Raw genomic sequence first — 24,968 nt, 5'->3', positions numbered from 1 at the left:
GTCACGCGGCCTTCGCGGCTCCGGTCATCGTCATGAGGCCGGCGATGACCCGGTAGGTCTCGGTCCAGGCTTCCCGGACCTCCGGCGTGAAGTCCGGGCCGAGCCCCTGCTCCAGGGTCCAGAGCAGTGCCGCCCCGACCGCCTCGAAATGCGCCTGCAGCGCGCCGTAGCCGACGTGCCGGTCCCCGAGATCGCGCACGGCGGCGACGAGCGCCTCCGGCTTGTCGAGGTTGGCCACCGCCAGTGCCAGCATGGCGACGAGTTTGCGCTTCTGCGCGGTCATGTCGTCCGGGAAGAGCGACCGGACCTGCGGCGCGATGTCGAACAGGCGTCCGTAGAACAGCTCTGCCGCGGTGTCGCCGAGCGCCTGCACCGTCGCGAAGCTGCGCTGCACGATCGCGACCTGGGCGGCGGAGACCGCGTAGGACACGCGAACGCTCGCCAGGAACCGTTCGACCTCGGCGGTCAGACGGTCCGACTGGTCCGACAGGGCGGAGGCCGCCGCGAGAACCTGGCTCGCGGCCAGGCCGGTGCCCTCGGCCGCCTGCGCGACGCCGGTCATGGTTGTGGTGACCTCGCCTGTGCCGGTGGCCGCCTGCCCGACGTTGCGGACGATCTCCTGGGTCGCCGCACCCTGTTCCTCGACAGCCGCCGCGATCGTGGTCGCCGCCCCGTTGATCTCGCGGATCCGCGCGGTGATCGCCGCGATGGCCTCCACCGCCTGCCCGGTGGACGCCTGCACCTGCGCGATCTGACCGGAGATCTCGTCGGTGGCCTTGGCGGTCTGCGCGGCGAGGGCCTTCACCTCGGAAGCCACCACCGCGAAGCCGCGGCCGGCTGCGCCCGCGCGGGCCGCCTCGATGGTGGCGTTGAGCGCCAGCAGGTTGGTCTGCTCGGCGATCGACGAGATCAGCCCCACGACGGCACCGATCTGGTCCACGGCGCTGCTCAGGTCCTGGACGCGCGCGGCGGTCCGGTCGGCCTCGGCCGCGGCCCTCTGCGCGAGATCCGCCGATCCGTCGGCCTGCCGCCCGATCTCCTGGACGGAGGTGCCGAGCTCCTCCGCGGCCGCCGCCACGGTGTTGACGTTGCTCGAGGCCCGCTCGGCGGCGGCCGCGACCGCCGTCGACTGCCCGGCCGTCTGGGTGGCCGTCGCGGTCATCGTCTGCGCCGTGACCTGCAGGGCGTTGGCCGAGGACGCGACCGAGCCGATCATGCCTCCGACGGCCTCCTCGAACCGTTGCGCCATCTGGCGCAGGCTGTCCCGGCGCTGGTCGTCGGCGTCCAGCCGCGCCCGCTCGGCCCCGGCCTCGAGGTCGCGCGTGCGGATCAGATTGTCCCGGAAGGCCTGCACGGCCACCATGATCGGCGCGAACTCGTTCCGGTACGCTTGCACCGGGACGGCGACGGCGGTGTCGCCCCCCGTCAGCGCGCGCATCGCGGTGGCGATGATCCGGAGGGGGCGCAGCACGCCCCCGAACAGAGCCATGAGGCCCAGCCCGACGAGCAGCAGGACGGCCAGCAGCGCCGCGGCACTGTGCAGGAGAACGCGGTCCGCCTCCGCGGCGAGGCTCTCGGCCCGCGCCACCATCTCGGCGAGGGCGGCATTGGCGAGATCGACGATCGTCATCTGCTCGACGCTGTTTCGCTTACGGAGATCTTGGAACGTGATGGGGGACGCGCGATGCTGGCTCAGGGCGTCGAAGATCGCGCGCGCCGCCTCCGCCGCCTCGCCCTCGAAATTGCTGCGCTTGGCCTTCTCGAACGCGGACCGCACGGCGTCCGAGCTCTGGGCGGCGGCCTCGCTGGTGCTCGACCACGCCGACTGGACCCGCGCCCGCTCCTCGGCCGCCGCCACGGTCTCGGGCAGCGACCACGACGTTCCCGCCGCCAGCGAGGTCTGCACGCGCAGGGCGACGTTCCCGATCGCGACACGGGTCGCCCAGGCGGACCGCTTGAGGACGAGGTAGTGCTGCAGGACGGCGTCGGAGCGCGGAATAGCCGAATCCACGGCGTCCGTGGTCGCCGTCAGCGCGTCGAGAAGTTCCTGAAAGGCCGTCAGCACGGCGGGCAGCAGCGCCGGGTCCCGCTTCGGCTTCGGTACGCGCAGGGCTTCATCGATCCGGGGGCGGAGCAGGTTCACGGCGTCCTGCGCCGCGTTGAGCCTCGCCATCGTCGCCGTCACGGAGGGCAGATCCCGGTCCCGCAGCAGGTCCTGAACGCTCGCGAAGCCCGCGACCATCGCGTCCCGGTTCGTCGCGTAGGCCTTCAGGCTCTCCGGGTCGGCGGACGCATCCCCGCCCAGGGCGAGCGCTGCCCCCCGCTCGAGGCGTGTCGGCAGGATCGTCCCGAGCAGCTGGCGACTCGCGCGGGTCAGCGTGACCGCGTCCCGGGCCTGTCGCGCCTGAAGACGCGCGTCGAACAGAGCATTCCCCGCGTAGGCCAGTAACATCATCGCCATGGCGAGTATCGTCGTGCACATGACGACTCGAATCGAGACGTAGCCAAGCCATCTCATCGCGTGAACATTCCGATGTGCGAGTGGGATCTGCGTGTTGCTCGCATCATAGGGCGAACGGCGCGCGCGTTCACGCTGCCGCTCGGCAGTGTTCGACAGTCTATCGCGCCGACATATTTTGCGGGCGGCGCGCTTTATTCCGGATTCAGAGGAGAATCGACATCAACCAATAAAAAAGTTGGCTTGGTGAATTAAGCCGACGTTACCGCGGCGATCTCGGTCGGCAGGCGCACGCTCACCGTTCCGGCGGCGTGCGGTGAGCGCCGGTGCGACGGTCATGAGGCCGCCCTCGGCCCCGGGACGCGTGAGCTCTCCCGCGCGACGGGCCCGGGCCATAGTGCGAGACCGGACCGCGGCGGCGAGCGAGGCCCTGCCCGGGTTAGGCGCCCGCGCCGCGCGGATCAGGGCGCGTCGTCCGCGAGCTCGACCCGCCCGTCCAGGCCGATGATGCGCCCGAGGCCGCGGACGCGGTTCAGCAGGCGGTCCCCGTTCAGGGCCTCCCAGTCCCGCGGCAGGCGCAGCACCACCCGGCCCTCCTCGACGGTGAGCGGCGCCCGTCCGAGGGCGCCGTCCATGCCGGCCGAGATCGGGAAGGCGATCCGGAGCAGGGCGCCCAGGAGGCGGGCGCGCTCGAACAGGCGCGGACCGGCCACGCTCCGGAGCATCGGGTTCGCCTTCTCGGGGGCCAAGCCTGTGTGCCTCAGGGACACCGCCAGGGCGAGATAGGCCCGGCCCGGATGATCCACGCCGACGAACGCGGCATTCTGGATCACCGCGATGCTCTGCTCACCGCGGTAATCCGGATGCGCCCGCCAGCCGACGTCGGACAGCAGGCAGCCGGCGTGCCGCAGCCGGCGCTCGTCGGTGGTCTCGTGGCCGTCCAGGGTCGCGACGAACCGGTCCGTCCAGGTGATCAACTCCTCGCCGTGGCGGGGCGAGCGCGCGCGCAGAACGTTGAATTCCGACGCCGAGGCCAGCAGCGGATCGATCAGACGGGTGTCGCGGTCGAGCTGCTCGAACAGCAGGCCCTCGCGCACGCCCGATGCCGAGATCGCCACCTCGCGGGGGCGCCCGACCCGGATGATCTCCTCGAGGACGACGGCGCCGTAGGCGAGGAGCGGGCGCCGCGCCTCGGAGATCGCGTCGACGTCCTGCAGCAGCGCCACGTCGGTCTGCTCGACGACCTGCAGGAAGCTGAGTTCGTCTGTGGGCTCCACCGTGTAGCCGTGCATCACGTGGACGGGGTAGCCGCGGGCCGCCTGATGGAGCCGCGCGATCGCCCGCCACGTGCCGCCGACCGCGTAGAAGGTCCGCCCGCGCAGGGTCTCGAGCTGCGGGGCGGCCTTGCGCATGTACTCGCGGACGATCTTGGCGGCCTTCTTGACCGAGCCGCCGGACAGGTCCTGCAGGGCGAGGCCGCCGAGGGGCATGGTCACCCCCTGTCCGACGACCGCCCCGCGGACGTCTACGAGTTCGAGCGAGCCGCCGCCCATGTCGCCCACGACGCCGTTCGGCGCGTGGAATCCCGAGACCACGCCGAGGGCCGACAGCTCGGCCTCGCGCCGTCCGGAGAGGAGCTGGATCTCCTGGCCACAGGCCGCCTCGGCGGCGCGGAGAAAGTCGGGACCGTTCTCGGCGTCCCGCGCCGCCGCCGTGGCGAGGACGTAGACCTGCCTGACGCGCATCGTCTGGCACAGCACCCGGAACCGCGCCAGGGCGGCGAGTGCGCGCGTCACCGCCTCCTCGTTCAGGCGGCCGGTCGTCAGGACGTTGCGGCCCAGGCCGCAGAGCACCTTCTCATTGTAGAGCGGCGTCGGCGCCCGGGTCAGTCCGTCGTACGCGACGAGGCGGACCGAGTTGGAGCCGATGTCGATAATCGCCACAGGATGGCGCGCGGTGCTGTCGATCGCCTCCGCGTCGTGCGCGAGGGTGAGGTTGGCAAGAGGGCTGCCCAAACGTCCGAGTCCTTCATCAGCCCGCCGCGCCGCCGGCGCGCCGTGCGGGAGGTTTAGCCCAGCGACGCCGCGCAGCGAAACTCAGCTGCGTTGGGCGCGGCGGCTCAGCGCCCGCGGGCTCGACTTCTTCGAGGCCTTGCCGCGCCCCGAGAGGCTGGGATTGGTCATGAAATACTTGTGTGCGTTGAAGGGCTCCTCGCCCTCGGCGGGCTGGATCCGCTCGCAGCCGCCCGAGGCCAGGAGCCGCCAGCTCTGACGATTGTCGAGAAGGTTGGCCAGCATGATCTGGTCGAGCACCTGCTGATGCACCGTCGGATTCGTGATCGGCAGCAGCGCCTCGACTCGGCGATCGAGATTCCGGCTCATCAGGTCGGCGGAGGAGATGTAGACCGTTGCCTTGGGGTGCGGCAGCCCGACGCCGTTGCCGAAGGCGTAGATTCGCCCGTGCTCCAGGAAGCGCCCGACGATCGACTTCACCCGGATCGTCTCCGACAGCCCGGGGATGCCCGGGCGCAGGCAGCAGATGCCGCGGACCACGCAGTCGATCTGAACCCCGGCCGCCGAGGCGTCGTAGAGCGCGTCGATGATCTGGCTGTCGACCAGGGAGTTGCACTTGATCCAGATGGCGGCCGGGCGCCCGGCCTTCGCGTGCGCGACCTCGGCCTCGATGTGCTCGAGGAGCTTGTTCTTGGCGGTCAGCGGCGAGACCGCCATGCGCTCCAGCTCGGCCGGCTCGGCGTAGCCGGTGATGAAATTGAAGATCCGCGACACGTCGCGCGCGATCGCGGGATCGGCCGTGAAGAACGACAGGTCCGTGTAGATGCGCGCGGTGATCGGGTGGTAGTTGCCGGTGCCGACGTGGCAGTAGGTGACGAGCTTGTCGCCCTCGCGCCGGACCACCAGCGACAGCTTGGCGTGCGTCTTCAGCTCGACGAAGCCGAACACCACCTGCGCGCCGGCCTTCTCGAGGTTGCGCGCCCAGCGGATGTTGGCCTCCTCGTCGAAGCGCGCCTTCAGCTCCACGAGGGCGGTGACGGACTTGCCGAGTTCCGCGGCCTCGGCGAGGGCCGCCACGATCGGCGAGTTGGACGAGGTCCGGTAGAGAGTCTGCTTGATCGCGACCACGTTCGGGTCACGGGCGGCCTGCGCGAGGAACTGCACCACCGAATCGAAGGATTCGTAGGGGTGGTGGACGATGAAGTCCTTCTGCCGGATCGCCGCGAACACGTCGCCGCCGCTCTCCCGGATGCGCTCCGGGAAGCGGGGATTGTAGGGCTTGAACTTCAGGTCGGGCCTGTCGATGCCGACGACCTGGGACAGCTCATTCAGGGCCAGCATGCCCTCCACGAGGAAGATCGCGTCCGCGGCGATCTCCAGTTCGTCGGCGACGAAGCTGCGCAGATCCTCCGACATGCCCGCCTCGACCTCGAGACGAATCACGACGCCGCGCCGCCGCTGCTTCAGCGCCGTCTCGAAATGCAGGACGAGGTCCTCCGCCTCCTCCTCGATCTCCAGGTCGGAATCGCGGACCACGCGGAACGCGCCGCTGCCCTTGACGAGGTAGCCCGGGAAGAGCCGCCCGGTGAACATCCCGATCACCTGCTCGATGGTGATAAGACGGGCGGAAGTCTCGCTGTCGCTCACCGGCAGGCGCACGAAGCGGTCGATGACGCCAGGCAGCCGGATCAGCGCGCGCAGCAGCCGGCCGTCCTTCGGCCGCACCAGCATCAGCGCGATGGTGGTGCCGAGATTCGGGATGAACGGGAACGGGTGGGCCGGATCGATCGCCAGCGGCGTCAGGACCGGGAAGACGTGGTTGAGGAAGTACTCCTCCAGCCACGCCGCCTGCTCGGCCGTGAGGGCCGCGGGCTCGACGATGTCGATGTCGCTCGTGTGCAGCTCTGTGCGCAATTCCCGCCAGCGGGCCTGCTGGTCGGCGGCGAGGCGCGACACCTCGGTGCCGATCCGGACGAGTTGCTCGGACGGCGACAGGCCGTCCTGCGACGGGACCGTGATCCCCGCCCGGACCTGATCGATGAGGCCGGCGACGCGGACCATGAAGAATTCGTCGAGGTTGTTGGCCGAGATCGACAGGAAGCGGAGGCGCTCCAGGAGCGGGTGGTTGGGGTTCGACGCCTCTTCCAGCACCCGCCGGTTGAACTGCAGCCAGGACAGCTCGCGATTCACGTACCGCTCCGGTGAGTGGCGCAGGGTTCGCCCGGCTTCCACCACCGGCTCGCGAGCCGCGCCGACCGGCGGCTCCGCGGGAGTCGCGGCCGCCGAGGCCGGCCACTCGTCGTTGGCGTCCGGAATGGCTTCCGCCGGAGCCGCCGCCTCCGCGACCGGATCGGCCTGCAGGCGCTTGGGCGCGACCGCCCGCCGCGTCGCCGGATTGGCCGTCGCGCGCCGACGGGGCTCGGGCGCCTCATCGGCGGCGTCGCGGTCCACGGGCTTCTGCGTCGATTCCATCCCGGATCCCTGTCTCTGCTCCTCGCGGCGGCGGAGCGTGTATCACCCTAGACCGGCGGCCTTCACGACAGTTTCGTGACGGCCACTGTATTCCTCCTTCAGGCGTTCGGGTCCGGCTCGTCCTCCAGCCCCATGCGGCGCAGGACGGCCAGCGCGAGCGGCCGGCTGATGCGGCGGCCGCGCCCGAGGGCGTCGCGGTCGAGCTCGGCGACGACGTCGCGGGCTCGGCCCAGCGACCGGTCGATCCGCAGGGCCAGCGCCTCGATGACGCCGAGATCGACCACCAGCTGCCGGTCCACGAACAGCTTGACCAGGACGGCACGCAGGAGCGCGTCGTCCGGCGCCTCGATGGCGATGCGCGGCGCGAGGCGAAGCCGCGAGCGCAGATCAGGCGTCGTGAGGCCGAGGGCGTCGATACCCGTGGCGCTGGTCAGCAGAACCGGGCAGCCTCGCTCGCGGGCGCGGTTGAGCAGGTGGAACAGCGCCGCCTCGTCGCGCCGCTCCGCCCGGTCGATGTCCTCCACGACCAGCGCCCCGTTGGAGACGAGGTGCTGGACCGCGTCGGCACCCAGCTCGGCGGCCGGGAGGGTCCAGGCGTGGGCCCGCTCGGCCCAGATCGCCGCGAGGTGGCTCTTGCCGCTGCCGGAGGGGCCGGTGAGGACCAAGACGCTGTCGGGCCAGTCCGGCCACGCCTCGATCAGCGCGTAGGCGGCCTCGTTGGCCGGTCCGACGAGGAAATCCTCGCGCCCGTAGCGGGGGTCGAGCGGCAGGTCGAAGGCCAGCTGCCGGGGTGGGGCGTTCTCGCGCATAGGCCGCTCAGGATCATCCCGCGCCCGCGGAGGTCAAGGCCGAAGCGTCCTTGCCCTCGTGCTCGATCAGGATCGGCTGCCCGGCGTGGTAGAGGCGGCTCTCCAGGTAGCGGGCCAGGGCGAAGCGGACCAGCACGCCGATCGAGGCCGCGATCGGGACGGCGAGCAGCAGCCCGACGAAGCCGAACAGCGTCCCGAAGGCGAGCAGGGCGAACATTAGCCAGACCGGGTGCAGCCCCGTGGAATCGCCGACGAGCTTCGGCGAGATGACGTTGCCCTCCAGGAACTGGCCGACGAGGAAGACGGCGACGGTCAGGCCGAGATGCAGCCAGTCTCCGGAGGGCCAGAACTGGACGAGCGCGACGCCCACGGAGAGCATGAAGCCGGTGAGCGTGCCGACGTAGGGGATGAAGGTCAGGAACCCGGCGATCAGGCCGATCAGCACGCCGAAGTTGAGGCCGACCAGCCACAGGCCGACGGCGTAGAAGCTGCCCAGGATGAGGCAGACCAGGGTCTGGCCGCGGACGTAGCCGGTGACCGCCCCGTCGATCTGACGCGCCAGCTCGCGCACCGTCGCCCGATGCCGGGGCGGCACCCAGCCGTCGATGGCGGCGACCATCCGGTCCCAGTCGACGAGGATGTAGAAGGCGACGACCGGCGTCACGACCAGCAGGGAGGCGATCGAGATCAGCGCTTGGCTGCCCGACCAGAGCGATTTCAGGAAGGCCAGGAGCCACGTGCCGGCCTGGGTGGCGAGCGTCCCCACGGAGGATTGCAGCTCGTTAAGGACGTTCGCGCCGCCGACGCGCTCGAGCAGGGTCCCGGACCGCTCGGCGATGATCGCCTGGAGCCGCGACACCATTCCGGGCAGCGCGTTGACGAGCGCCACGACCTGGTTGGCCGTGAGCGGGATCAGGATCAGCAGCGTCACGACGAGGACGACGACGAACAGCGCCAGGATCAGCAGGCTGGCCGCCAGACGCCCGAGGCCGAGCCGCTCCAGCCGGTCTGCCAGGGGGTCGAGGAGGTAGGCCAGCGTGATGCCGGCCACGAACGGCAGCATCACCTCCCGCAGGAGGTAGACGATCAATCCCAGGGCCACGACAGCGGCCAGCCCGATCACAGCCCGTGCGCGCACGATGACGCTCCCCCCAGCAGCACACCACGCCAGCGGGCAGAGTGGGTATGCGGAGCGCGCCGATCAAGGCGCCGCCGGCACGACTCGCGCGGCGCGCGGGAAGCCGCTAGAGCGGGGCCAGTATTCAGCGAGGTGGCGCGGGCATGACGGCCAAGGACGGCAACGAGCCGAAGACGGGGCTGACCTACGCGGCGGCGGGCGTCGATATCGATGCCGGCAACGCCATGGTCGAGACGATCAAGCCGCTGGTGCGCTCGACCCGGCGCCCGGGCGCCGACGCCGAGATCGGCGGGTTCGGCGGCCTGTTCGACCTGAAGGCCGCGGGCTTCCGCGACCCGATCCTGGTCGCCGCCAACGACGGCGTCGGCACCAAGGTCAAGATCGCCATCGAGACCGGACGCCACGACACGATCGGCATCGACCTCGTGGCGATGTGCGTGAACGACATCATCGTCCAGGGCGCCGAGCCGCTGTTCTTCCTCGACTACTACGCGACCGGCAAGCTGGTCCCCGGCGTCGGCGCCGACATCGTGCGCGGCATCGCCGAGGGCTGCCGGCAGGCCGGCTGCGCGCTGATCGGCGGCGAGACCGCCGAGATGCCGGGCCTCTACGACGGGTCCGACTACGACCTCGCGGGCTTCTCGGTCGGCGCCGCCGAGCGCGGCGCGCTTCTGCCGCGGCTTGGCATCCGGCCCGGAGACGTCGTGCTCGGCCTGCCCTCCTCCGGCGTCCATTCCAACGGCTTCTCGCTGGTCCGCCGGATCGTCGCGAAGACGGGTCTCGGCTGGGACGCGCCGGCCCCGTTCGCCCCGGGCCGCAGCCTCGGCGAGGCGCTGCTGGAGCCGACCCGGATCTACGTGAAGCCGCTGCTCGCGGCGCTGGGCGCCACCGACGGGATCCGGGCGCTCGCCCACATCACGGGCGGCGGCTTCCCCGACAACCTCCCCCGGGTCCTGCCGGACGAAGTCGGCATCGCCGTCGACCTCGATGCCGTGACCCCGCCGCCGGTCTTCGGCTGGCTCGCCCGCGAGGGCGGCGTCGCCGAGGCCGAGATGCTGCGGACCTTCAACTGCGGGATCGGCATGGTGGTGATCGCCGCCGCCGACGCGGTCGACGACGTCGACGAGGCCCTGACCCGGGCCGGCGAGACCCCGGTCCGCCTCGGACGGATCACGGCGCGCGGCCCCGAGCCGGTGACCTTCAGCGGCCGCCTCGCCCTGTGATGGCGTCCGCCCGCAAGACCCGCGTCGCGATCCTCATCTCGGGGCGCGGCTCGAACATGCTGGCGCTGCTGGAAGCCGCGAAGGATCCCGCCTTCCCGGCCGAGATCGTGCTGGTCCTGTCGAACCGCCCGGAGGCCGCCGGCCTCGCCCAAGCGGCCGAGGCCGGCATCCCGACGCAGGCCATCGATCACCGGGCCTTCGCCGACCGGGCCGGTTTCGACGCCGCCCTCGACGCGGCGCTGCGGGCGGCCGAGGTCGACCTCGTCTGCCTCGCGGGCTTCATGCGGATCCTGACGACCGACTTCGTTGCGTCCTGGGCCGGCCGGATGCTCAACATCCACCCGTCGCTCCTGCCCCTGTTCAAGGGCACCCACACGCACCGGCAGGCGCTGGACGCGGGCGTGCGCCTTCACGGCTGCACGGTCCACTTCGTGGTGCCGGAACTCGACGCCGGACCGATCGTCGCCCAGGTTGCGGTCCCGGTCCGCCAGGACGACGATCCCGACAGCCTCGCCGACCGCGTGATCGTGCAGGAGCGGCGGCTCTACCCCGCGGTGCTCGCCCTGGTGGCGGGCGGCCGCGCCCGTCTGGACGGCGATCGCGTCGTGATCGACGAGAGGGCGCCGGACGGCGCTCTGTTCAGCCTCTAGGCGGCGGTAGCACGGGCGTTTCCGTCCGCGCGAGCGGGGCGCCGCGATCCGGCCGCGCCACGCTCGCCATGTTCCGCCCCCGGGGCTGCTCCGCCGACGAAGACGGTGCGCGGACCCGGAGGCCTTCGAAGCTCTGGGCGCTCAGACCGGGCGCTGGAGCTTGCAGCTGTCCAGGGCCGAGAGCGCCTTAGCGCGGGCGGTGTCGTTGAAGTAGCCGGTGGTCCGGTAGGCCTCGATCTCGGAGGCGTCGAGGCTGCGCAGCGTCTGCCGCGCGTAGCAGCCGCAGGGACGCTCCAGGGAGGCCTCGCTGGCGCTGGTCATGCGGGCCTGGACCACCGTGCAGGCGTGGCGCACGCGGCCCTCGAGGTTGGTCTTGCTGGCGGTCTTGAGAGCGGGGTCCGGCTCGTACTGCTGGAACGGGGCCGAGGATCCGCCCGCGAGGGCGGCGGTCGCGCCGAGGGCGAACAGGCCGGTCGCGATCAGCAGGGGCAGGCGGCGCATCGTCATGGTCGGGGTCGTCCGGGGGCTGAGATTGGCTAAGCTCGGCCGTTGGACGCTCCCGGGCTCCGTCCCGTCAAGGACGACCCGGTCACACAGGGCGGCATTCCCGGCGCCGCCGGGTACGGGGCGCGCGAATGGCGGGTCGGTGTGCCCAACCCGCCACCGCGCGCCGCCTCGCCTCAGGCGGCGATGTCGGAATCCTTGAAGAACTGCGCGATCTCGAGCTTGGCGTTCTCGGCGCTGTCGGAGCCGTGGACGGTGTTCTCGCCGACGGACTCGGCGAACTTCTTGCGGATCGTGCCCTCGGCGGCCTGGGCCGGGTTCGTGGCACCCATCACCTCACGGTACTTGGCGACGGCGTTCTCGCCCTCGAGGACCTGAACCACCACCGGGCCGGAGGTCATGAAGGTCACGAGCTCGCCGAAGAACGGGCGCTCCTTGTGCACCTCGTAGAACTTCTCGGCCTGCTCCTTGGTCATGCGGATGCGGCGCTGGCCGACGATGCGCAGGCCGGCCTCCTCGATGACGGCGTTGACCGCGCCGGTCAGGTTCCGCCGCGTCGCGTCGGGCTTCAGGATCGAGAAGGTGCGCTCGGTGGCCATGGTGCGTCCGGTCTGTCTGTGGAAAAGATCTGCGGCGCGCCGGCGATCCGGACACGCCGCGGCAGCGAGAATTTCGCTTCGGCGCCGGGCTTATAGCGGGCGCCCCCCGGTGCCTCAAGCGGCCCGGCGCGCCCTGGCGGGGCAAGCGCGGCCGTGGCTCTGCCGCAACACCGCCGAAGAATCGCCCGATTGCGGCGGCTCAGTCGCGCACCAACCGACTTCGTACACCCCTCGGGCGCCCGCGGCGCCCCAATCCCGGAGACGAACCATGCGACTCGCTCTCAGCGCCAGCCTGCTTCTCGCCGGCCTCACCGCCGCCTCCGCCGACACGGGCAAGGACCCGTCCGGCACCTGGCTCACCGGCGACGGCCGCGCCAAGATCCGGATCGACCGCTGCGGCCCCGGCCAGAAGCTGGTCTGCGGCAAGGTCGTCTGGCTCAAGACGCCGACCTTCGACAACGGCGCCCCGCGCACCGACCTCAAGAATCCCGACCCGAAGAAGCGCGCCCGTCCGGTAATCGGTCTCCAGCTGATCGAAGGTCTGAAGCCGGACGACGCGAAGTTCACCGGCGAGCTCTACAATATCGAGGAAGGCAAGATCTACACGGTCAGCCTCGAGCGGGAGAGCGAGGCCGAGCTCAACGTGTCGGGCTGCATGCTCAAGATCCTGTGCGGGTCGCAGACCTGGACGCGCGTGCCGGACGTGAACCAGCAGGCCGCCAACAAGAACTGAGCTTCGTCAGATCGCCGCGAGGCCGCGCTGCACTGCCGGCCTCGCCAGGATGCTCTCGAGCCACCGGGCGACGTTCGGGAGGGTGTCGATGTCGACACCCTGCTTGAAGTTGAGCTTCGCCCAAGTGAACGTCGCGATGTCGGCGACGGAGTAGTCCTCGGCCAGGAAGGCGCGCCCCTCGAGGCGCCGCTCCAGCACGCCGTAGAGGCGCTTGGCCTCGGCGGTGAATCGGTCGATCGCGTAAGGCAGCTTCTCGGGCGCATAGATCTTGAAGTGGTGCGTCTGCCCGAGCATCGGCCCGAAGCCCGCCACCTGCCAGAACAGCCATTCGTCGACCGCCACGCGGGCGCGCTCGTCGGTCGGGTAGAACTGCCCGGTCTTCCGGCCGAGATACTGCAGGATCGCGCCTGATTCGAAGACCGAGATCGGCAGTCCGCCCGGACCGTCCGGATCGACGATGGCCGGGATCTTGTTGTTGGGCGAGATCGCCAGGAAGTCGGGCGCGAACTGCTCGTTCTTCGCGATGTCCACGGGAACGATGCGATAGGGGAGCCCGCACTCCTCCAGCATGATCGGGATCTTCCAGCCGTTCGGCGTACTCCATGTGTGGACGTCGATCGGCCGCCCGGACACCGCTGCCATGCTCTGCCTGCTCCTGGACCCGATCGTCGGCGGCGCGGTGGTCCTCCGCCGTTTCCGAATTGCCCCGGCAGTGAAGACGATTTCCCGGCCGCGCTCAAGGGCACCGCGCCCGTAGACGCGGTCGCACGGCGAAGCTGCGCCGGGGCTGGCGGCGGCGGCGCGGCCGGGCTTGCCGGCGCCGCAGGAGAGCGGCGAGATTGCGGCTCGGGCGCCGGAACGGCGCCCGAGGGGGAACATCCGATGATCGATCGTCTCGTCAGGATCGCGGTCCTGTCCGCGCCGCTGCTCGCCGCCTGCCCGGCTCTCGCCAAGGAGCCACCTGCCAAGGAATCACCCGCTAAGGAAGCACCCACGAAGGCGCCGCCCGCCGCCGAGGCGCCGGCCGCCAGGGCGCCGAGCGCGGGCCAGTCCGCCGCCCGCGATCGCCAGAAGACCTGCGGCACCGAGTGGCGCGCCCTGACCGACGCGCAGAAGGCGGCGCAGGGACCGAAATGGCCGCAGTACTGGAGCAAGTGCAACAAGCGCCTGAAAGGTGGCGACAAGGCCTGATCGGCTAGAACCGCGGGGCGTTCCGTTCGTTCGAACATCCGCGGCGGGTTGGCAGGAGGCACGAGGCGATGACGGACCCTTCTCCGTCCGGTCGGGCGGTGGACAGCGCGCCGCGCGGGGTCCGGCATGGCTGAGGCCCCCGCCGGCTCCGTCGCAGATCGCCGCCCCGAACCGCTCGGCGACCGCGTCCTGGCGTTCCTCGATGCCTGGGTGCCGAAGCCGGCCGCCTGGGCCTTCGCGCTGCGGATCTGGATCGCCATGATGCTGGCGCTGGCCGCCGCATTCTGGCTCCAGCTCGACAGCGCCTCGTCCGCCGCCACCTGCGTGGCGATCCTCGCCCAGCCCAAGCGGGGGCAGGCGATCTCGAAGGCGGTCTACCGCCTGCTCGGCACGCTCGTCGGCGCGGCGGTGGCGCTCGTCTTCATGGCGCTCTTCGGCCAGGACCGGGTGCTGCTGCTCCTCAGCTTCACCGTCTGGCTCGGCCTCTGCGTCTTCGTCGCCCAGTTTCTGCAGGACACGCGGGCCTACGGCGCGATGCTGTCCGGCTACACTGTGGCGATCATCGCGCTCGGCCAGATCGACGATCCGCAGGGGACCTTCGACGCCGCCGTGTCCCGCGTCGCCGCGATCGTGCTCGGCATCGTCGTGATCACCTTCATCAACGACGCCCTCGCCTCGCCGAGCACGTGGCGGGCGCTGCTGCCGCAGCTGCGCGCGGCCTGGGACCAGACGCGCGGCTACGCCCGCGAGACTCTGGCGTCGGGGGATCTCGGCGCCCCGCGCACCGCCGCGCTGATCCGCGCCATCGCGCCGATGCGGGCCGATGCCAGCGCCATCGCGGGCGAGCTGGACGACGGCCGGTACCGCGCGGCCGGCGCGCGCAGCTGCATCGCCGCGCTCTACGTGATGGCGGCGTCGATCCGCGGCCTCGGGGCCGCGGCCGCGTCCCTGCGCGATCCGAGCCCGGCCGTCGCGGAGGCGATGGCGATCTGCCGGCGGGTGGCCGACGCGCCCGATCCCGACGCCCTCGACCGAGACGACGAGCGCCTGCGCGACTTGGTCGACGCGGCTATCCGCGACGGGACCCGTCCCCTCGATGAGGTCGTTGTGCTCCAGCGCGCCCTCGACTTCGTCTGCGCCGCGACCTTCGCGCAGGACGGCATCCGCGCCGTCGCCGACGGCCACAGGCCTCTGCGCGACGCCGAACTGCCGACGCACCGCGATTTCCCGGTCGCCCTCCGCGGCGCCCTGCGGGTGGCCCTGAGTTTCGCGGTCACCGCCGCCACCTTCGCGGCGCTCGGCCTGCCCCAGGCCTCGTTCGCACTGGTCCAGGTGGCCGCCACCGCGGCCCTGTCGTCGATGACGCCGGACCCGAAGAAGTTCGCGAACGGCGTCGTCGTCGGCATGACGCTGGCCGCCGCCCTGGCGGGCATCGCCCGGTTCGCGCTCCTCAACGGTGTCCAGGGCTTCCCGATGCTGGCGCTCGTGATGGCGCCGGTGATCTTCCTGGGCTGCTTCCTCTCGCTGAACCCGAAGACCTTCGGGGTCGGCTTCATCCTGATCGTGTTCTTCCCCGTCCTGCTGGGGCCCTCGAACCCGCAGACCTACGACGCCCTGAGCTTTCTGCTGAACGCGTTCCTCGTCGTCGTGGCGGCCGTGATCCTGTCGATCATCGTCCGCCTCATCCTGCCGATCTCGCCGGCCCAGCAGCGGGTCTTCGCCCTCGGTTCGGCGCGGCGGGCGCTCGCCGACGCCCTCGTCGGCCAGGGCGGCGACGCCACCACCCGCACGAGCCTGAATGCCGACCGGCTGTTCCAGTTCGCCGCCTACAGCTCGGGGAGCGCGGCGGTGCGGCAAGCGAACCTGCACCACGCCTTCGCCCTCGCCCGCCTGGAGGCCGCCGCCGCCCGGGCCCACGCGGAACTGCGCCGCCTCTGGTCGGTCAAAGCCCTGCGCGGCGCGATCCCGCGGGCGCGGGACGCCCTCGCGGCAGGCGACGATCGCGGGCTCGAGATGGCGGCGCGCGACCTGATCCGCGCCGCCTCCAGCCAGGACCGGGCGGTGCGGCTCACGACGGCCCGTGCCGCCAGCGACCTCGTCACCGCGTCGCGGACCATCGCCCGCCACAGGCGATTCCTCCAACGCCTCGACATCGCGCTATTCTGATTGCCGCTTCTTCCGGGGTAACCATGCACGAGGACATCCATGTCGGCGGGGTGCTGGTCACGGCCTTCGTCGCTTACGCGCTCGCCGCGTTCGTGATCCTGGTCGTCCTTCGCCTCGTCTTCGCCCGCATCCGCTTCAGCCGCTACGTCGCCAACGCCCCGCTCGCCGAAGCCGGCCTCTACGTCTGTGTCCTCGCCCTCCTGATCGCGTTCATCTGATGCCCGACACGACCGCCGACGAGGACGATCCGAAGTCCGCCGCCCGCGACGGCGCGCCCGGGCGGAGCGACCCCCTGCCCGCAGTGCCGCGCCGGGGCCGGGCCGCCAAAGTGTTCCGCCTCGCGGCCACCGGCGTGATCCTGCTCGCGGCGATCCTGGCGGGAGCCTTCGTGTGGGAGTTCTACGTGGCGGCGCCCTGGACGCGCGACGGCACGGTCCGGGTCCAGGTCGCCAACATCGCCCCGCAGGTCGCGGGTCAGATCGTCGAGGTCCGGGTCCAGGACAACCAGAACGTCCGCAAGGGCGACGTCCTCTACGTCATCGACCCGGTCGATTTCGAGGTCGCCGTCACCTCGGCGGATGCCGAGGTCAAGAATCGCGAAGCCGACCTGCAGGTGAAGAACGCCGAGTCGGCCCGGCGCCAAGCGCTCTCGACCGTGTCGACCTCGATCGAGGAGAAGCAGCGATTCGCAGGCGCCGCGAAGATCGCCGAGGCGTCGCTGGAGAGCGCGCAGGCGCAGCTGCGGCAGGCCAAGGTGAATCTGGAGCGCACCCAGGTGAGGTCGACCGTCAACGGACGGGTGACCAACCTGCTGATGCGGGTCGGCGACTACGCCCGGACCGGCACCTCGAACATCAACGTGGTCGACACAGACTCCTTCTGGATCGACGGCTATTTCGAGGAGACCAAGATGTCCAACATCCGCGTCGGCGACCCCGCCGACGTGAAGCTGATGGGCTTCGATCCGCACCTGACCGGCACGGTCCACAGCATCACGCTCGGCATCTCCACGGCGAACGCCGCCGCCAGCACGCAGGGGCTGCCGGACGTCAACCCCGTCTACACCTGGGTGCGCCTCGCCCAGCGGGTGCCGGTCCGCATCCGCATCGACCACGTCCCGGCGGGCGTCCCGCTCATCGCCGGCATGACCGCGACGGTGTTCGTCAACGGCGGCCGCGGCCCGGCACCGAGCTGGTTCATGGACCTGCGCGACCGCGTCTCCGGCCTGGCAAAGCCGGCGGCCAGCCCCACCCGGGAGGCCGACCGGCGCTGAATCGCCGCGCGGACGCGACCTGGTTGGCGGGGGCGCGGTTTCCCGGAGACGCATCCGCGCCGGAGATCACGATGAACCGACTGCTCGCACTCGCCACCGTCCTGCTGGCCGCGGGACCGGCCGCGGCCGCGCCCCCGCGGGCCGCGGTATTCGATTTCCAGTTCTCGAACCTATCGCCGGTGCCGGGTGACGCCGCCGACACCGCGCGGCTGAAGCGGGTCAGCGCCGAACTGCGCGACCTCCTCCAGAAGAAGGGCCTGTTCGTCGTGGTCTCGACCGAGCCGGTGCGGGACGAGGTCACCAGAAGTGCCGACCTGCGCCGCTGCAATGGCTGCGCGGATGACTTCGCCCGCAAGCTCGGCGCGGATATCGCGATCACCGGCGAGGTGCAGAAAGTCTCGAACCTGATCCTCAACCTCAACGTCTACGTGAAGTCCCTCACCGGCGACGCGCCCGAGAAGGCCTACAGCGTCGACCTGCGCGGCGACACGGATGAGTCCTTCGACCGCGGCATCCGCTTTCTGGTCGAGAACAATATGGGCGCCGGCAAGTAGCTTGCGGGCCAATCAATATTTCGCAGCGCCACGGGATCGATCCAAGTGATTGAGCTCGCACGCGCTGCGGTGCGGCGGCGGAGGCAAGCGGATCGAAAAAGCCTTTTGCCGAGAAAATAGCTATTGACCGACTTGGAGGACGGGCGCAGTCTCCATCTGTGCTTAGCGAGAGCGGGCGCGGACCGGCATGAAATCTTGACGCGATCAGGTTTCGCAGCGGTGTCGGTCGTCGGAAGCTGGAGGAGACAGGGATGACTCCACCGCAGCGGAATGCCGCCTAGACGGTTCAGGGACAGGTTCGGCCCAAGACCCAGCGGCGCAACACGAACAGCCGGACGGACGCGGCTCCAGGGGCGCAGAAGCGGCCACACATGGCACGCCTTCGAATGCGCGAAAGGCCCCACTTCGAGCCGTTCCGCCGCGGTTTCTCTTCGAGGATCTGTTCGTGGCCCACCTGCCCGGCATCGCCGCGGCGGGATCTCGTCGTGGCTTTGGCGAGCATGGGACTGGCCGGCGACGTCGAAGCGACGGCCAGCCGATCCCGGCACTCATCCTAAGGCCGGGCGCGGACTGGCCGCTCGCCGCGGAACGCTCACTCGATCCCGAGCTTCGCCTTGAGCAGCGCGTTCACCGCCGCGGGGTTCGCCTTGCCGCCGGTGGCCTTCATGGTCTGACCGACGAACCAGCCGAGCAGGGTCGGCTTCTCCTTGGCCTGGGCGACCTTGTCGGGATTCGCCGCGATGATCTGGTCCACCGCCGCCTCGATGGCGCCCGTGTCGGTCACCTGCTTCATGCCGCGGCTCTCGACGACGGCGCGCGGGTCGCCGCCCTCGGTCCAGACGATCTCGAACAGGTCCTTGGCGATCTTGCCGGAGATGACGCCCTCGCCGATCAGGTCGATGATCGCGCCGAGCTGGTCCGCCGAGACCGGGGTCGCGTCGATGGACAGACCCTCCTTGTTGAGGCGCCCGAACAGCTCGTTGATCACCCAGTTGGCCGCGGCCTTGCCGTCCCGGCCCTTCGCCACCGCCTCGTAGTAGTCCGCAGAGGCGCGCTCGGCGACCAGCACGCCGGCATCGTAGGGCGAGAGGCCGAACGCCGTGACGAACCGCGCCTTCTTGGCGTCCGGCAGCTCCGGCAGCCCCTCGGCCAGGGCGTCGACGTAGGCCTGGTCGAATTCCAGCGGCAGCAGGTCCGGATCGGGGAAGTAGCGGTAGTCGTGCGCCTCTTCCTTCGAGCGCATCGAGCGCGTCTCGCCCTTGGTCGGGTCGAACAGGCGCGTCTCCTGGTCGATCTTGCCACCGTCCTCGAGGATGGCGATCTGGCGCCGCGCCTCGGTCTCGATCGCCTGCCCGATGAAGCGGATCGAGTTGACGTTCTTGATCTCGCAGCGCGTGCCGAGCGGCTCGCCGGGGCGGCGCACCGAGACGTTCACGTCGGCGCGGAGCGAGCCCTTCTCCATGTCGCCGTCGCAGGTGCCGAGGTAGCGCAGGATCGTGCGCAGCTTGGTCACGTAGGCCTTCGCCTCCTCGGACGAGCGCAGGTCGGGTCGGGAGACGATCTCCATCAGCGCCACGCCCGACCGGTTGAGGTCGACGAAGCTCCGGGTCGGATCCTGGTCGTGCAGCGACTTGCCCGCATCCTGCTCGAGGTGCAGGCGCTCGATGCCCACGGTGATCGAGGCGCCGTCGGCCAGATCCACCAGGACCTCGCCCTCGCCGACGATCGGGTCCTTGTACTGCGAGATCTGGTAGCCCTGCGGCAGGTCCGGATAGAAGTAGTTCTTCCGGTCAAACACGGAGCGTAGGTTGATCTTGGCCTTCAGGCCGAGGCCGGTGCGCACCGCCTGGGCGACGCACTCGGCGTTGATCACCGGCAGCATCCCGGGCATCGCGGCGTCGACCAGCGAGACGTGGTCGTTCGGCTCGGCCCCGAACTCCGTCGAGGCGCCGGAGAACAGCTTCGCTCGGCTGGACACCTGGGCGTGGATCTCCATGCCGACGATCACCTCCCAGTCGTGGAGGCCTCCCTTGATCAGCTTCTTGGGGTCGACGGGTGCGTTCATGGTCGGTCCGAAAGGCGGCTGGCGTTCGAGGCGTCGCCGTCTTCGCGAGCGCAGCGAAGCGATCCAGGGAAGCGCGAGGCTTCCAGGCGTTGCACCGCCGGATCGCTTCGCTGCGCTCACAGAGACGGCGGAGGCGCCGCATGCGTCGAGCGAGTGATTTTCTAGGAGGCCCCTGCCCGCAGGGTCAAGCGCGGCGTCCGACCGCCTGCCGGGCGCCGTAACCCACGACGGCCCAGAGCAGGGCCGCGACGGCGCGGACCGGGAAGAAGGTCGGGCCGTCGCGGGTAATCGGCGCCGGCCACGGGATGCCGGCCGCGCTGACCGCGTAGGAGAACAACACCGAGAAGCCCAGCGCCGCGATCGCCGCGATGAAGACCTTGCCGAACTGGCTGGCGGTCCAGCCGAGATAGACCGCCACCACGATCAGCGCCGGATCGAACGCGGCCCAGATCCAGACCGTCCAGGGATAGTACGGGACGGTCATGACCACCACGGCTCGGGCAGGACGGTGCGACCGGCCGCGTCCTCGATCACCTGGGCGACCGCGAACAGCGTCTCCTCGTCGAAGGGCCGGCCGATGAGCTGGAGGCCCAGCGGGAGGCCCTGGCCGTCGAGCCCCGCCGGCACCGCGATGCCCGGTAGCCCGGCCATGTTCACCGTCACGGTGAACACGTCGTTGAGGTACATCTCCACCGGGTCGGCCGAGGCCTTCTCGCCGATGCCGAAGGCGGCCGACGGCGTCGCCGGCGTCAGGATCGCGTCGACCCCGGCCGCGTAGGCGGCCTCGAAGTCGCGCTTGATCAGCGTGCGGATCTTCTGCGCGCGGACGTAGTAGGCATCGTAGTATCCGGCCGAGAGCACGTAGGTGCCGATCATGATCCGGCGCTTCACCTCGCGGCCGAAGCCGGCGGCGCGGGTGTTCTCGTACATCCCGGCGATGTCCTTGCCGGGCACGCGCAGGCCGTAGCGGACGCCGTCGTAGCGGGCGAGGTTCGAGGAGGCCTCGGCCGGGGCCACGATGTAGTAGGCCGGCAGCGCGTAGGCGGTGTGCGGCAGCGAGATCTCCCGGATCGTCGCGCCGGCGGCCTTGAGCCACGCCGCGCCCTCGTCCCAGAGCTTCTGGATCTCCGCGGGCATCCCGTCGACCCGGTACTCCTTCGGGATGCCGATGGTCAGGCCCTTCACGCCGCGCGACACGGCGGCCTCGAAATCGGGCACCGCGAGGTCGGCGCAGGTCGTGTCCCGGGCGTCGGCGCCCGCCATGGAGCCGAGCAGGATGGCGCAATCGCGCACCGTCCGGGCGATCGGGCCAGCCTGGTCGAGGGAGGAGGCGAAGGCCACCGTCCCCCAGCGCGAGCAGCGCCCGTAGGTCGGCTTGATCCCGACTGTGCCGGTGAAGGCGGCGGGCTGCCGGATGGAGCCGCCGGTATCGGTCGCGGTGGCGCCGAGGCAGAGGCGCGCGGCGACCGCCGCGGCGGAGCCGCCCGACGAGCCGCCGGGCACGATCGGCGCGTCCGATCCGGCGCGCCGCCAGGGCGAGACCACGTTGCCGTAGGCGCTGGTCTCGTTCGACGAGCCCATGGCGAACTCGTCGAGGTTCAGCTTGCCGAGCATCACGGCGCCGTCGCGCCACAGATTGGCCGACACGGCCGATTCGTAGTGCGGCTCGAAGGTCTCGAGGATCTTGGAGCCCGCCGTAGTCGTCACGCCGTGCGTGCAGAACAGGTCCTTGATGCCGAGGGGAATGCCCTCGAGCGGCCGCGCCTCGCCGGACGCGATCTTCTGGTCCGAGGCCTCGGCCATCGCCAGGGCGCGGTCCGGGGTCTCCCGGATATACGCGTTCAGGACGCGGGCCTTGGCCATGGCGTCCAGATGGGCCTGGGTCAGCTCGCGGGCCGAGATCCGCTTCGCCTTCAGGGCGTCGCGCGCTTCGGCCAGGGTAAGTTCGTTCGGATCCACGCTGTTCACGTCCCCGCGCGCGCCGCCGCGCGCCTGCCCGCCAGAAATCCGGTCCGCAAGGTTTGGGCCGTCCTCGGCCTACTCGACCACCTTCGGGACCAGGAAGTAATTGTCCTCGGTCTCGGGTGCGTTGGCGACGACGTCGGCGGCGCGGCCGCCCTCCGTGACGACGTCCTCGCGCTTCTTCATCGCCATCGGCGTCACCGAGGTCATCGGCTCGACGCCCGCGACGTCGACCGTGCCGAGCTGCTCGACGAAGGACAGGATGGCGTTCAGCTCGCCCTGCAGGGGCCCGACTTCGTCGTCGGTGACCGCGATCCGCGCCAGATGCGCGATGCGCCGAACCGTCTTCTCGTCGACCGACATGCCGTCCCGTTCGTCCCTGCCCGGGAGCGCTCTCCCGAAGTCGGTCGCGCTATAGCATCGGCGCTCGACGCGCCGCAACGCGGGTGGGCTATGCCGCGCCGCCCGCAGGGCGGCCGGCCGCGCTGGACCCGGCTGACCGCGCGCTCGGCGCGGGCGGGCGACGGGCGGATCAGGTCACGACGTGGTGGGGCGTCACCGACATCTCGATCGTGATTCCCGGTTGCCGGACCGGCTGGATCATGGCTTGGGTGAAGCCCGCGACCAGCACCTCGAAGGCGAGGAGCAGCATCCAGCGGTGCTTGCGCGGCATCGCCCGCCGGCGGCCGGACGGAGCGGAAGAGGAGAGCTGGCCGTTCGTCGACAAGGCGGACCCCTGCAGCGTGGTTTAACGGAACATTAACCTACCTAGACGCGAACGGCTCCGCGCGCACCGGGGGCGATCTGCGGAGGAACCGAAGTCTGTGGACGGTGGAGCGGTAGCGATGTGGGAGACGGTCTTCGAGGAGCTCGCGCCGGGCTTCGTGCCGGACGAGGCGGCCCTCGACCGTGCAGCGGAGGCGCTGGGCTTCGCCCTTCCGGCCTCCTACCGCGACTTTTGCCGGACCTGCGGCGTCGGCCTCGCGGGCGGGCAGTTTCGCGTCGCCGTGCCGGCACCGTCCGAGGCCTGCGATCTGGTGAGCCAGGCGGCCCTCATCGCCCACAGCGTCGGCGCCGCGGTCGCCATGCTGGAGGACGGGGCGGAGCCGCACCGCTTCGACGTCGAGGGCGGCGACGCCGGCGTCGTCGAGCGCGCCTGCTTCTTCGGCGCGGGCGAGGACGGCAGCTTCCTGTTCTGGGACGTCACCGGGACCGACGGCGAGTACGACGTCTGGCTGCTGGCGCCTGACCTGGAGACGGTGCGGTTCGGCGGCGATAGCCTCGACGACTTCTTCACCCGGGTCACGGCGCCGTCCGCGGCCCTGGTCCTGGGACCGGGCTCGGAGCCCCTCCCCGCCCGGTTCGAGGGCGTCACCGAGGCCATTCTGGCGCGCGTCGCGCGGGCGGAACCATGAATTTCGACGCGATCCGCGCCTTCGCGGCCGAGTCTCGCGGCGGCGCCCGCCTGATCGGCATCGATCTCGGCACCAAGACGATCGGCCTCGCCCTGTCGGATCTCGGCCGCCAGATCGCGACGCCGCTGGAGACGATCCGCCGGGTGAAGTTCACCCCCGACGCGCAGCGGCTCGCCGCCCTGTGCCGGCAGCACGCGGTCGGCGGCCTCGTCGTCGGGCTGCCGCTCAACATGGACGGGAGCGAAGGGCCGCGGGTGCAGTCGACCCGCGCCTTCATGCGCAACCTCGCGCCGATCCTCCCCCTGCCCCACGTCTTCTTCGACGAACGCCTCTCGACCGCCGTGGTCACCCGCGCGCTGATCGAGGCCGACGCCTCGCGGGCGCGGCGCGGCGAACTCGTGGACAAGCTCGCCGCCGCCTACATCCTCCAGGGCTGCCTCGACGTCATGCGCAACCTCGCGGACGCCGATGCGGACGACGATCCCGAAGAGGACTCCCTCAGCGGCTGACCAGCGAGACGGTGCCGCTGCCGTGGCGCTCGATCCGTCCGTCGAGCTCCAGTTCCAGCAGCACGCTCTGCACGGTCCGGGCACCGACCCCGGCGCTCCGCGCCAGCTCATCGGTGCCGACCGGGCTCGGGCCGAGCAGGGCCACGATCCGCGCCCGGTCGTCCTCGGCCTCGGGCGGCTCGTCGCGCGCGGGATTGTCGGCGGACGCGCCGTCGGCTCGCTCCGGTCCCGGGTCGAGAGCCGCGTCGAGCGCGATCTCGTCCCAGAAATCCGGCTGCTCGGCCAGGTCCGGCCGCCCGCGCGCCGGGGCCGCCTCGGCGTCCGGGCCGCGCTCGATGATCGGTCCCAGCACCTCCAGCACGTGGTCCACCTCGGAGACCAGGGTGGCGCCCTGGCGGATCAGGTCGTTGGTGCCCTCGGCGCGCGGGTCGAGCGGCGAGCCGGGAACCGCGAAGACCTCCCGGTTCTGCTCCAGGGCGTAGCGCGCCGTGATCAGCGAGCCGGAGCGGCGGGCGGCCTCCACCACCACCGTCCCGTAGGACAGCCCGGAGATGATCCGGTTGCGCCTCGGGAAGTCCCGCCCCCGGGGCTCCCAGCCCATGGGCATCTCCGCGAGGACCGCGCCGCCCTCCGCCAGGATGGCCTCGACCAGGGTCGCGTGGCTCGCCGGGTAGATCCGGTCCTGGCCGCCGGCCATGACGGCGATCGTGCCGGTCCGGAGGCTCGCCCTGTGGGCGCGCGCGTCGATCCCGCGGGCGAGGCCCGAGACCACCGTGAGGCCTGCCTCGCCGAGCCCGCGGGCGAGCCGCTCCGTGAAGGCGAGCCCCGCCGACGATGCGTTCCGCGAGCCGACGAGGGCGGCGGCCGGCCGGTTGAGGATCGGTGCGCCGCGCAAGGCCAGAAGCGGAGGCGCCGCGTCGACCTGTGTTAGGAGCCGCGGGTATTCCGCCTCGCCGGTGGCGATCAGCCGGCCGCCGAGGCAAGTCAGGGCCGCCAGCTCGGCCTCGGCCTCAGCGCGGGTTGGTGGCACGATCCGCCGCCCCTGGCGGCCGGAGAGCTCCGGCAGGGCGTCGATGGCGGCGGCCGCGCCGCCGAAACGGTTCACGAGCCTCCGGAAGGTGCGGGGGCCGACACCCTCGGTCCGGATCAGCCGCAGCCAGTCGAGCCGCTGGGCCTCGGTGAGCTGCATCCACCACCCCCACACCTGCCCGAAGGTCGGCGCGGCGCGCCGGCAC

24 protein-coding genes are annotated in these 24,968 nt (G+C 71.1%); 10 read left to right on the top strand and 14 right to left on the bottom strand.

Going from position 1 to position 24,968, the window contains the following annotated elements; genetic code table 11:
• Window position 1: 1 nt before the first annotated feature.
• The 5 genes from H288_RS0106630 to H288_RS0106610 form a co-directional block, all read right to left on the bottom strand.
• Window positions 2–2,518 (bottom strand): methyl-accepting chemotaxis protein, encoded by a 2,517-nt coding sequence (locus H288_RS0106630; protein WP_026604738.1) that lies wholly within the window; start codon window positions 2,516–2,518, stop codon window positions 2–4.
• 401 nt (window positions 2,519–2,919) lie between these two features.
• Complete coding sequence (ppx, locus tag H288_RS0106625; protein WP_020091807.1) at window positions 2,920–4,473, bottom strand: exopolyphosphatase; 1,554 nt, start codon at window positions 4,471–4,473, stop codon at window positions 2,920–2,922.
• Window positions 4,474–4,554: 81 nt separating this feature from the next.
• Window positions 4,555–6,942 carry an RNA degradosome polyphosphate kinase gene (locus H288_RS0106620; RefSeq protein ID WP_020091806.1) on the bottom strand — a complete coding sequence of 796 codons (2,388 nt, stop codon included), beginning with the start codon at window positions 6,940–6,942 and terminating at the stop codon, window positions 4,555–4,557.
• Window positions 6,943–7,040: 98 nt separating this feature from the next.
• A complete protein-coding gene (locus H288_RS0106615) occupies window positions 7,041–7,751 on the bottom strand; it encodes a DnaA/Hda family protein (RefSeq protein ID WP_020091805.1) in 711 nt (236 codons plus the stop codon).
• A gap of 13 nt (window positions 7,752–7,764) precedes the next feature.
• Window positions 7,765–8,889, bottom strand: coding sequence for an AI-2E family transporter (locus H288_RS0106610; protein ID WP_026604737.1), 1,125 nt, complete (start codon window positions 8,887–8,889; stop codon window positions 7,765–7,767).
• Window positions 8,890–9,032: 143 nt separating this feature from the next.
• Between H288_RS0106610 and purM the strand changes: the two genes are divergently transcribed.
• Complete coding sequence (gene purM / locus H288_RS0106605) at window positions 9,033–10,112, top strand: phosphoribosylformylglycinamidine cyclo-ligase (protein ID WP_020091803.1); 1,080 nt, start codon at window positions 9,033–9,035, stop codon at window positions 10,110–10,112.
• A complete protein-coding gene (gene purN / locus H288_RS0106600) occupies window positions 10,112–10,762 on the top strand; it encodes a phosphoribosylglycinamide formyltransferase (RefSeq protein ID WP_020091802.1) in 651 nt (216 codons plus the stop codon). Before purM ends, purN begins: the two co-directional genes overlap by 1 nt.
• Before the next feature lie 141 nt (window positions 10,763–10,903).
• Here purN and H288_RS0106595 read toward each other — a convergent pair whose 3' ends face one another.
• Together H288_RS0106595 and ndk are read right to left on the bottom strand one after the other, a co-directional pair.
• Complete coding sequence (locus tag H288_RS0106595; protein ID WP_020091801.1) at window positions 10,904–11,269, bottom strand: hypothetical protein; 366 nt, start codon at window positions 11,267–11,269, stop codon at window positions 10,904–10,906.
• 173 nt (window positions 11,270–11,442) lie between these two features.
• Window positions 11,443–11,865, bottom strand: a complete 423-nt coding sequence (ndk, locus tag H288_RS0106590) for a nucleoside-diphosphate kinase (protein WP_012317495.1) — start codon at window positions 11,863–11,865, stop codon at window positions 11,443–11,445.
• Between the two features lie 268 nt (window positions 11,866–12,133).
• Between ndk and H288_RS0106585 the strand changes: the two genes are divergently transcribed.
• Window positions 12,134–12,598, top strand: coding sequence for a DUF2147 domain-containing protein (locus H288_RS0106585; protein WP_020091800.1), 465 nt, complete (start codon window positions 12,134–12,136; stop codon window positions 12,596–12,598).
• A gap of 6 nt (window positions 12,599–12,604) precedes the next feature.
• Here the strand turns inward: H288_RS0106585 and H288_RS0106580 are convergent, their stop codons facing one another.
• On the bottom strand, window positions 12,605–13,240 hold the full coding sequence (locus H288_RS0106580; RefSeq protein WP_026604736.1) for a glutathione S-transferase N-terminal domain-containing protein: 636 nt from the start codon (window positions 13,238–13,240) through the stop codon (window positions 12,605–12,607).
• A gap of 240 nt (window positions 13,241–13,480) precedes the next feature.
• Between H288_RS0106580 and H288_RS0106575 the strand changes: the two genes are divergently transcribed.
• From H288_RS0106575 to H288_RS0106555, 5 genes are all read left to right on the top strand, one after another.
• Window positions 13,481–13,789, top strand: a complete 309-nt coding sequence (locus tag H288_RS0106575; RefSeq protein ID WP_020091797.1) for a hypothetical protein — start codon at window positions 13,481–13,483, stop codon at window positions 13,787–13,789.
• A gap of 126 nt (window positions 13,790–13,915) precedes the next feature.
• Window positions 13,916–15,955 carry an FUSC family protein gene (locus H288_RS0106570; RefSeq protein ID WP_020091796.1) on the top strand — a complete coding sequence of 680 codons (2,040 nt, stop codon included), beginning with the start codon at window positions 13,916–13,918 and terminating at the stop codon, window positions 15,953–15,955.
• Between the two features lie 23 nt (window positions 15,956–15,978).
• Window positions 15,979–16,173, top strand: coding sequence for a DUF1656 domain-containing protein (locus H288_RS0106565; protein ID WP_020091795.1), 195 nt, complete (start codon window positions 15,979–15,981; stop codon window positions 16,171–16,173).
• A complete protein-coding gene (locus tag H288_RS0106560; protein WP_020091794.1) occupies window positions 16,173–17,228 on the top strand; it encodes an HlyD family secretion protein in 1,056 nt (351 codons plus the stop codon). The genes H288_RS0106565 and H288_RS0106560 overlap by 1 nt, the downstream gene beginning before the upstream one ends.
• 71 nt (window positions 17,229–17,299) lie before the next feature.
• Window positions 17,300–17,782, top strand: a complete 483-nt coding sequence (locus H288_RS0106555) for a DUF3280 domain-containing protein (RefSeq protein ID WP_020091793.1) — start codon at window positions 17,300–17,302, stop codon at window positions 17,780–17,782.
• Window positions 17,783–18,374: 592 nt separating this feature from the next.
• On the opposite strand, the gene gatB is transcribed toward H288_RS0106555, so the two are convergent.
• The 5 genes from gatB to H288_RS0106530 all read right to left on the bottom strand — a co-directional run bounded on the left by gatB (window position 18,375) and on the right by H288_RS0106530 (window position 22,482).
• Window positions 18,375–19,847, bottom strand: a complete 1,473-nt coding sequence (gatB, locus tag H288_RS0106550; protein WP_020091792.1) for an Asp-tRNA(Asn)/Glu-tRNA(Gln) amidotransferase subunit GatB — start codon at window positions 19,845–19,847, stop codon at window positions 18,375–18,377.
• Between the two features lie 184 nt (window positions 19,848–20,031).
• The gene (locus H288_RS0106545) at window positions 20,032–20,331 is read right to left on the bottom strand and encodes a hypothetical protein (RefSeq protein WP_020091791.1); all 300 of its coding nucleotides are present in this window, start codon (window positions 20,329–20,331) and stop codon (window positions 20,032–20,034) included.
• Window positions 20,328–21,806: an Asp-tRNA(Asn)/Glu-tRNA(Gln) amidotransferase subunit GatA gene (gatA, locus tag H288_RS0106540; protein ID WP_020091790.1), complete on the bottom strand. Its 1,479-nt coding sequence runs from the start codon at window positions 21,804–21,806 to the stop codon at window positions 20,328–20,330. Before gatA ends, H288_RS0106545 begins: the two co-directional genes overlap by 4 nt.
• 78 nt (window positions 21,807–21,884) lie before the next feature.
• Window positions 21,885–22,172, bottom strand: a complete 288-nt coding sequence (gene gatC, locus H288_RS0106535) for an Asp-tRNA(Asn)/Glu-tRNA(Gln) amidotransferase subunit GatC (protein WP_020091789.1) — start codon at window positions 22,170–22,172, stop codon at window positions 21,885–21,887.
• 169 nt (window positions 22,173–22,341) lie between these two features.
• Complete coding sequence (locus tag H288_RS0106530; protein ID WP_012317484.1) at window positions 22,342–22,482, bottom strand: hypothetical protein; 141 nt, start codon at window positions 22,480–22,482, stop codon at window positions 22,342–22,344.
• Window positions 22,483–22,654: 172 nt separating this feature from the next.
• Here H288_RS0106530 and H288_RS0106525 point away from each other — a divergent pair, with 172 nt between their 5' ends.
• Entirely contained in the window at window positions 22,655–23,224 is a 570-nt protein-coding gene (locus tag H288_RS0106525) for an SMI1/KNR4 family protein (protein ID WP_020091787.1), read from the top strand.
• Window positions 23,221–23,733: a Holliday junction resolvase RuvX gene (gene ruvX, locus H288_RS0106520; RefSeq protein ID WP_020091786.1), complete on the top strand. Its 513-nt coding sequence runs from the start codon at window positions 23,221–23,223 to the stop codon at window positions 23,731–23,733. The genes H288_RS0106525 and ruvX overlap by 4 nt, the downstream gene beginning before the upstream one ends.
• Here ruvX and dprA read toward each other — a convergent pair.
• Window positions 23,723–24,922 carry a DNA-processing protein DprA gene (dprA, locus tag H288_RS0106515; protein ID WP_020091785.1) on the bottom strand — a complete coding sequence of 400 codons (1,200 nt, stop codon included), beginning with the start codon at window positions 24,920–24,922 and terminating at the stop codon, window positions 23,723–23,725. The genes ruvX and dprA overlap by 11 nt on opposite strands.
• Window positions 24,923–24,968 lie beyond the last annotated feature (46 nt).

It is taken from the genome of Methylobacterium sp. 285MFTsu5.1, from assembly GCF_000383455.1.
In the GTDB taxonomy this organism is placed as follows: Bacteria; Pseudomonadota; Alphaproteobacteria; order Rhizobiales; family Beijerinckiaceae; genus Methylobacterium.
The sequence above is the reverse complement of the archived record's forward strand: the minus strand, read 5'-3'. Positions and strand labels throughout refer to the sequence as shown.

Coding starts and splice junctions, on each gene's coding strand:
- H288_RS0106630 (WP_026604738.1), bottom strand. CDS start 2,518: ATGAGATGGCTTGGCTACGTCTCGATTCGAGTCGTCATGTGCACGACG.
- H288_RS0106620 (WP_020091806.1), bottom strand. CDS start 6,942: ATGGAATCGACGCAGAAGCCCGTGGACCGCGACGCCGCCGATGAGGCG.
- H288_RS0106615 (WP_020091805.1), bottom strand. CDS start 7,751: ATGCGCGAGAACGCCCCACCCCGGCAGCTGGCCTTCGACCTGCCGCTC.
- purM (WP_020091803.1), top strand. CDS start 9,033: ATGACGGCCAAGGACGGCAACGAGCCGAAGACGGGGCTGACCTACGCG.
- purN (WP_020091802.1), top strand. CDS start 10,112: ATGGCGTCCGCCCGCAAGACCCGCGTCGCGATCCTCATCTCGGGGCGC.
- H288_RS0106595 (WP_020091801.1), bottom strand. CDS start 11,269: ATGACGATGCGCCGCCTGCCCCTGCTGATCGCGACCGGCCTGTTCGCC.
- ndk (WP_012317495.1), bottom strand. CDS start 11,865: ATGGCCACCGAGCGCACCTTCTCGATCCTGAAGCCCGACGCGACGCGG.
- H288_RS0106585 (WP_020091800.1), top strand. CDS start 12,134: ATGCGACTCGCTCTCAGCGCCAGCCTGCTTCTCGCCGGCCTCACCGCC.
- H288_RS0106580 (WP_026604736.1), bottom strand. CDS start 13,240: ATGGCAGCGGTGTCCGGGCGGCCGATCGACGTCCACACATGGAGTACG.
- H288_RS0106575 (WP_020091797.1), top strand. CDS start 13,481: ATGATCGATCGTCTCGTCAGGATCGCGGTCCTGTCCGCGCCGCTGCTC.
- H288_RS0106570 (WP_020091796.1), top strand. CDS start 13,916: ATGGCTGAGGCCCCCGCCGGCTCCGTCGCAGATCGCCGCCCCGAACCG.
- H288_RS0106565 (WP_020091795.1), top strand. CDS start 15,979: ATGCACGAGGACATCCATGTCGGCGGGGTGCTGGTCACGGCCTTCGTC.
- H288_RS0106560 (WP_020091794.1), top strand. CDS start 16,173: ATGCCCGACACGACCGCCGACGAGGACGATCCGAAGTCCGCCGCCCGC.
- H288_RS0106555 (WP_020091793.1), top strand. CDS start 17,300: ATGAACCGACTGCTCGCACTCGCCACCGTCCTGCTGGCCGCGGGACCG.
- gatB (WP_020091792.1), bottom strand. CDS start 19,847: ATGAACGCACCCGTCGACCCCAAGAAGCTGATCAAGGGAGGCCTCCAC.
- H288_RS0106545 (WP_020091791.1), bottom strand. CDS start 20,331: ATGACCGTCCCGTACTATCCCTGGACGGTCTGGATCTGGGCCGCGTTC.
- gatC (WP_020091789.1), bottom strand. CDS start 22,172: ATGTCGGTCGACGAGAAGACGGTTCGGCGCATCGCGCATCTGGCGCGG.
- H288_RS0106530 (WP_012317484.1), bottom strand. CDS start 22,482: ATGCCGCGCAAGCACCGCTGGATGCTGCTCCTCGCCTTCGAGGTGCTG.
- H288_RS0106525 (WP_020091787.1), top strand. CDS start 22,655: ATGTGGGAGACGGTCTTCGAGGAGCTCGCGCCGGGCTTCGTGCCGGAC.
- ruvX (WP_020091786.1), top strand. CDS start 23,221: ATGAATTTCGACGCGATCCGCGCCTTCGCGGCCGAGTCTCGCGGCGGC.
- dprA (WP_020091785.1), bottom strand. CDS start 24,922: ATGCAGCTCACCGAGGCCCAGCGGCTCGACTGGCTGCGGCTGATCCGG.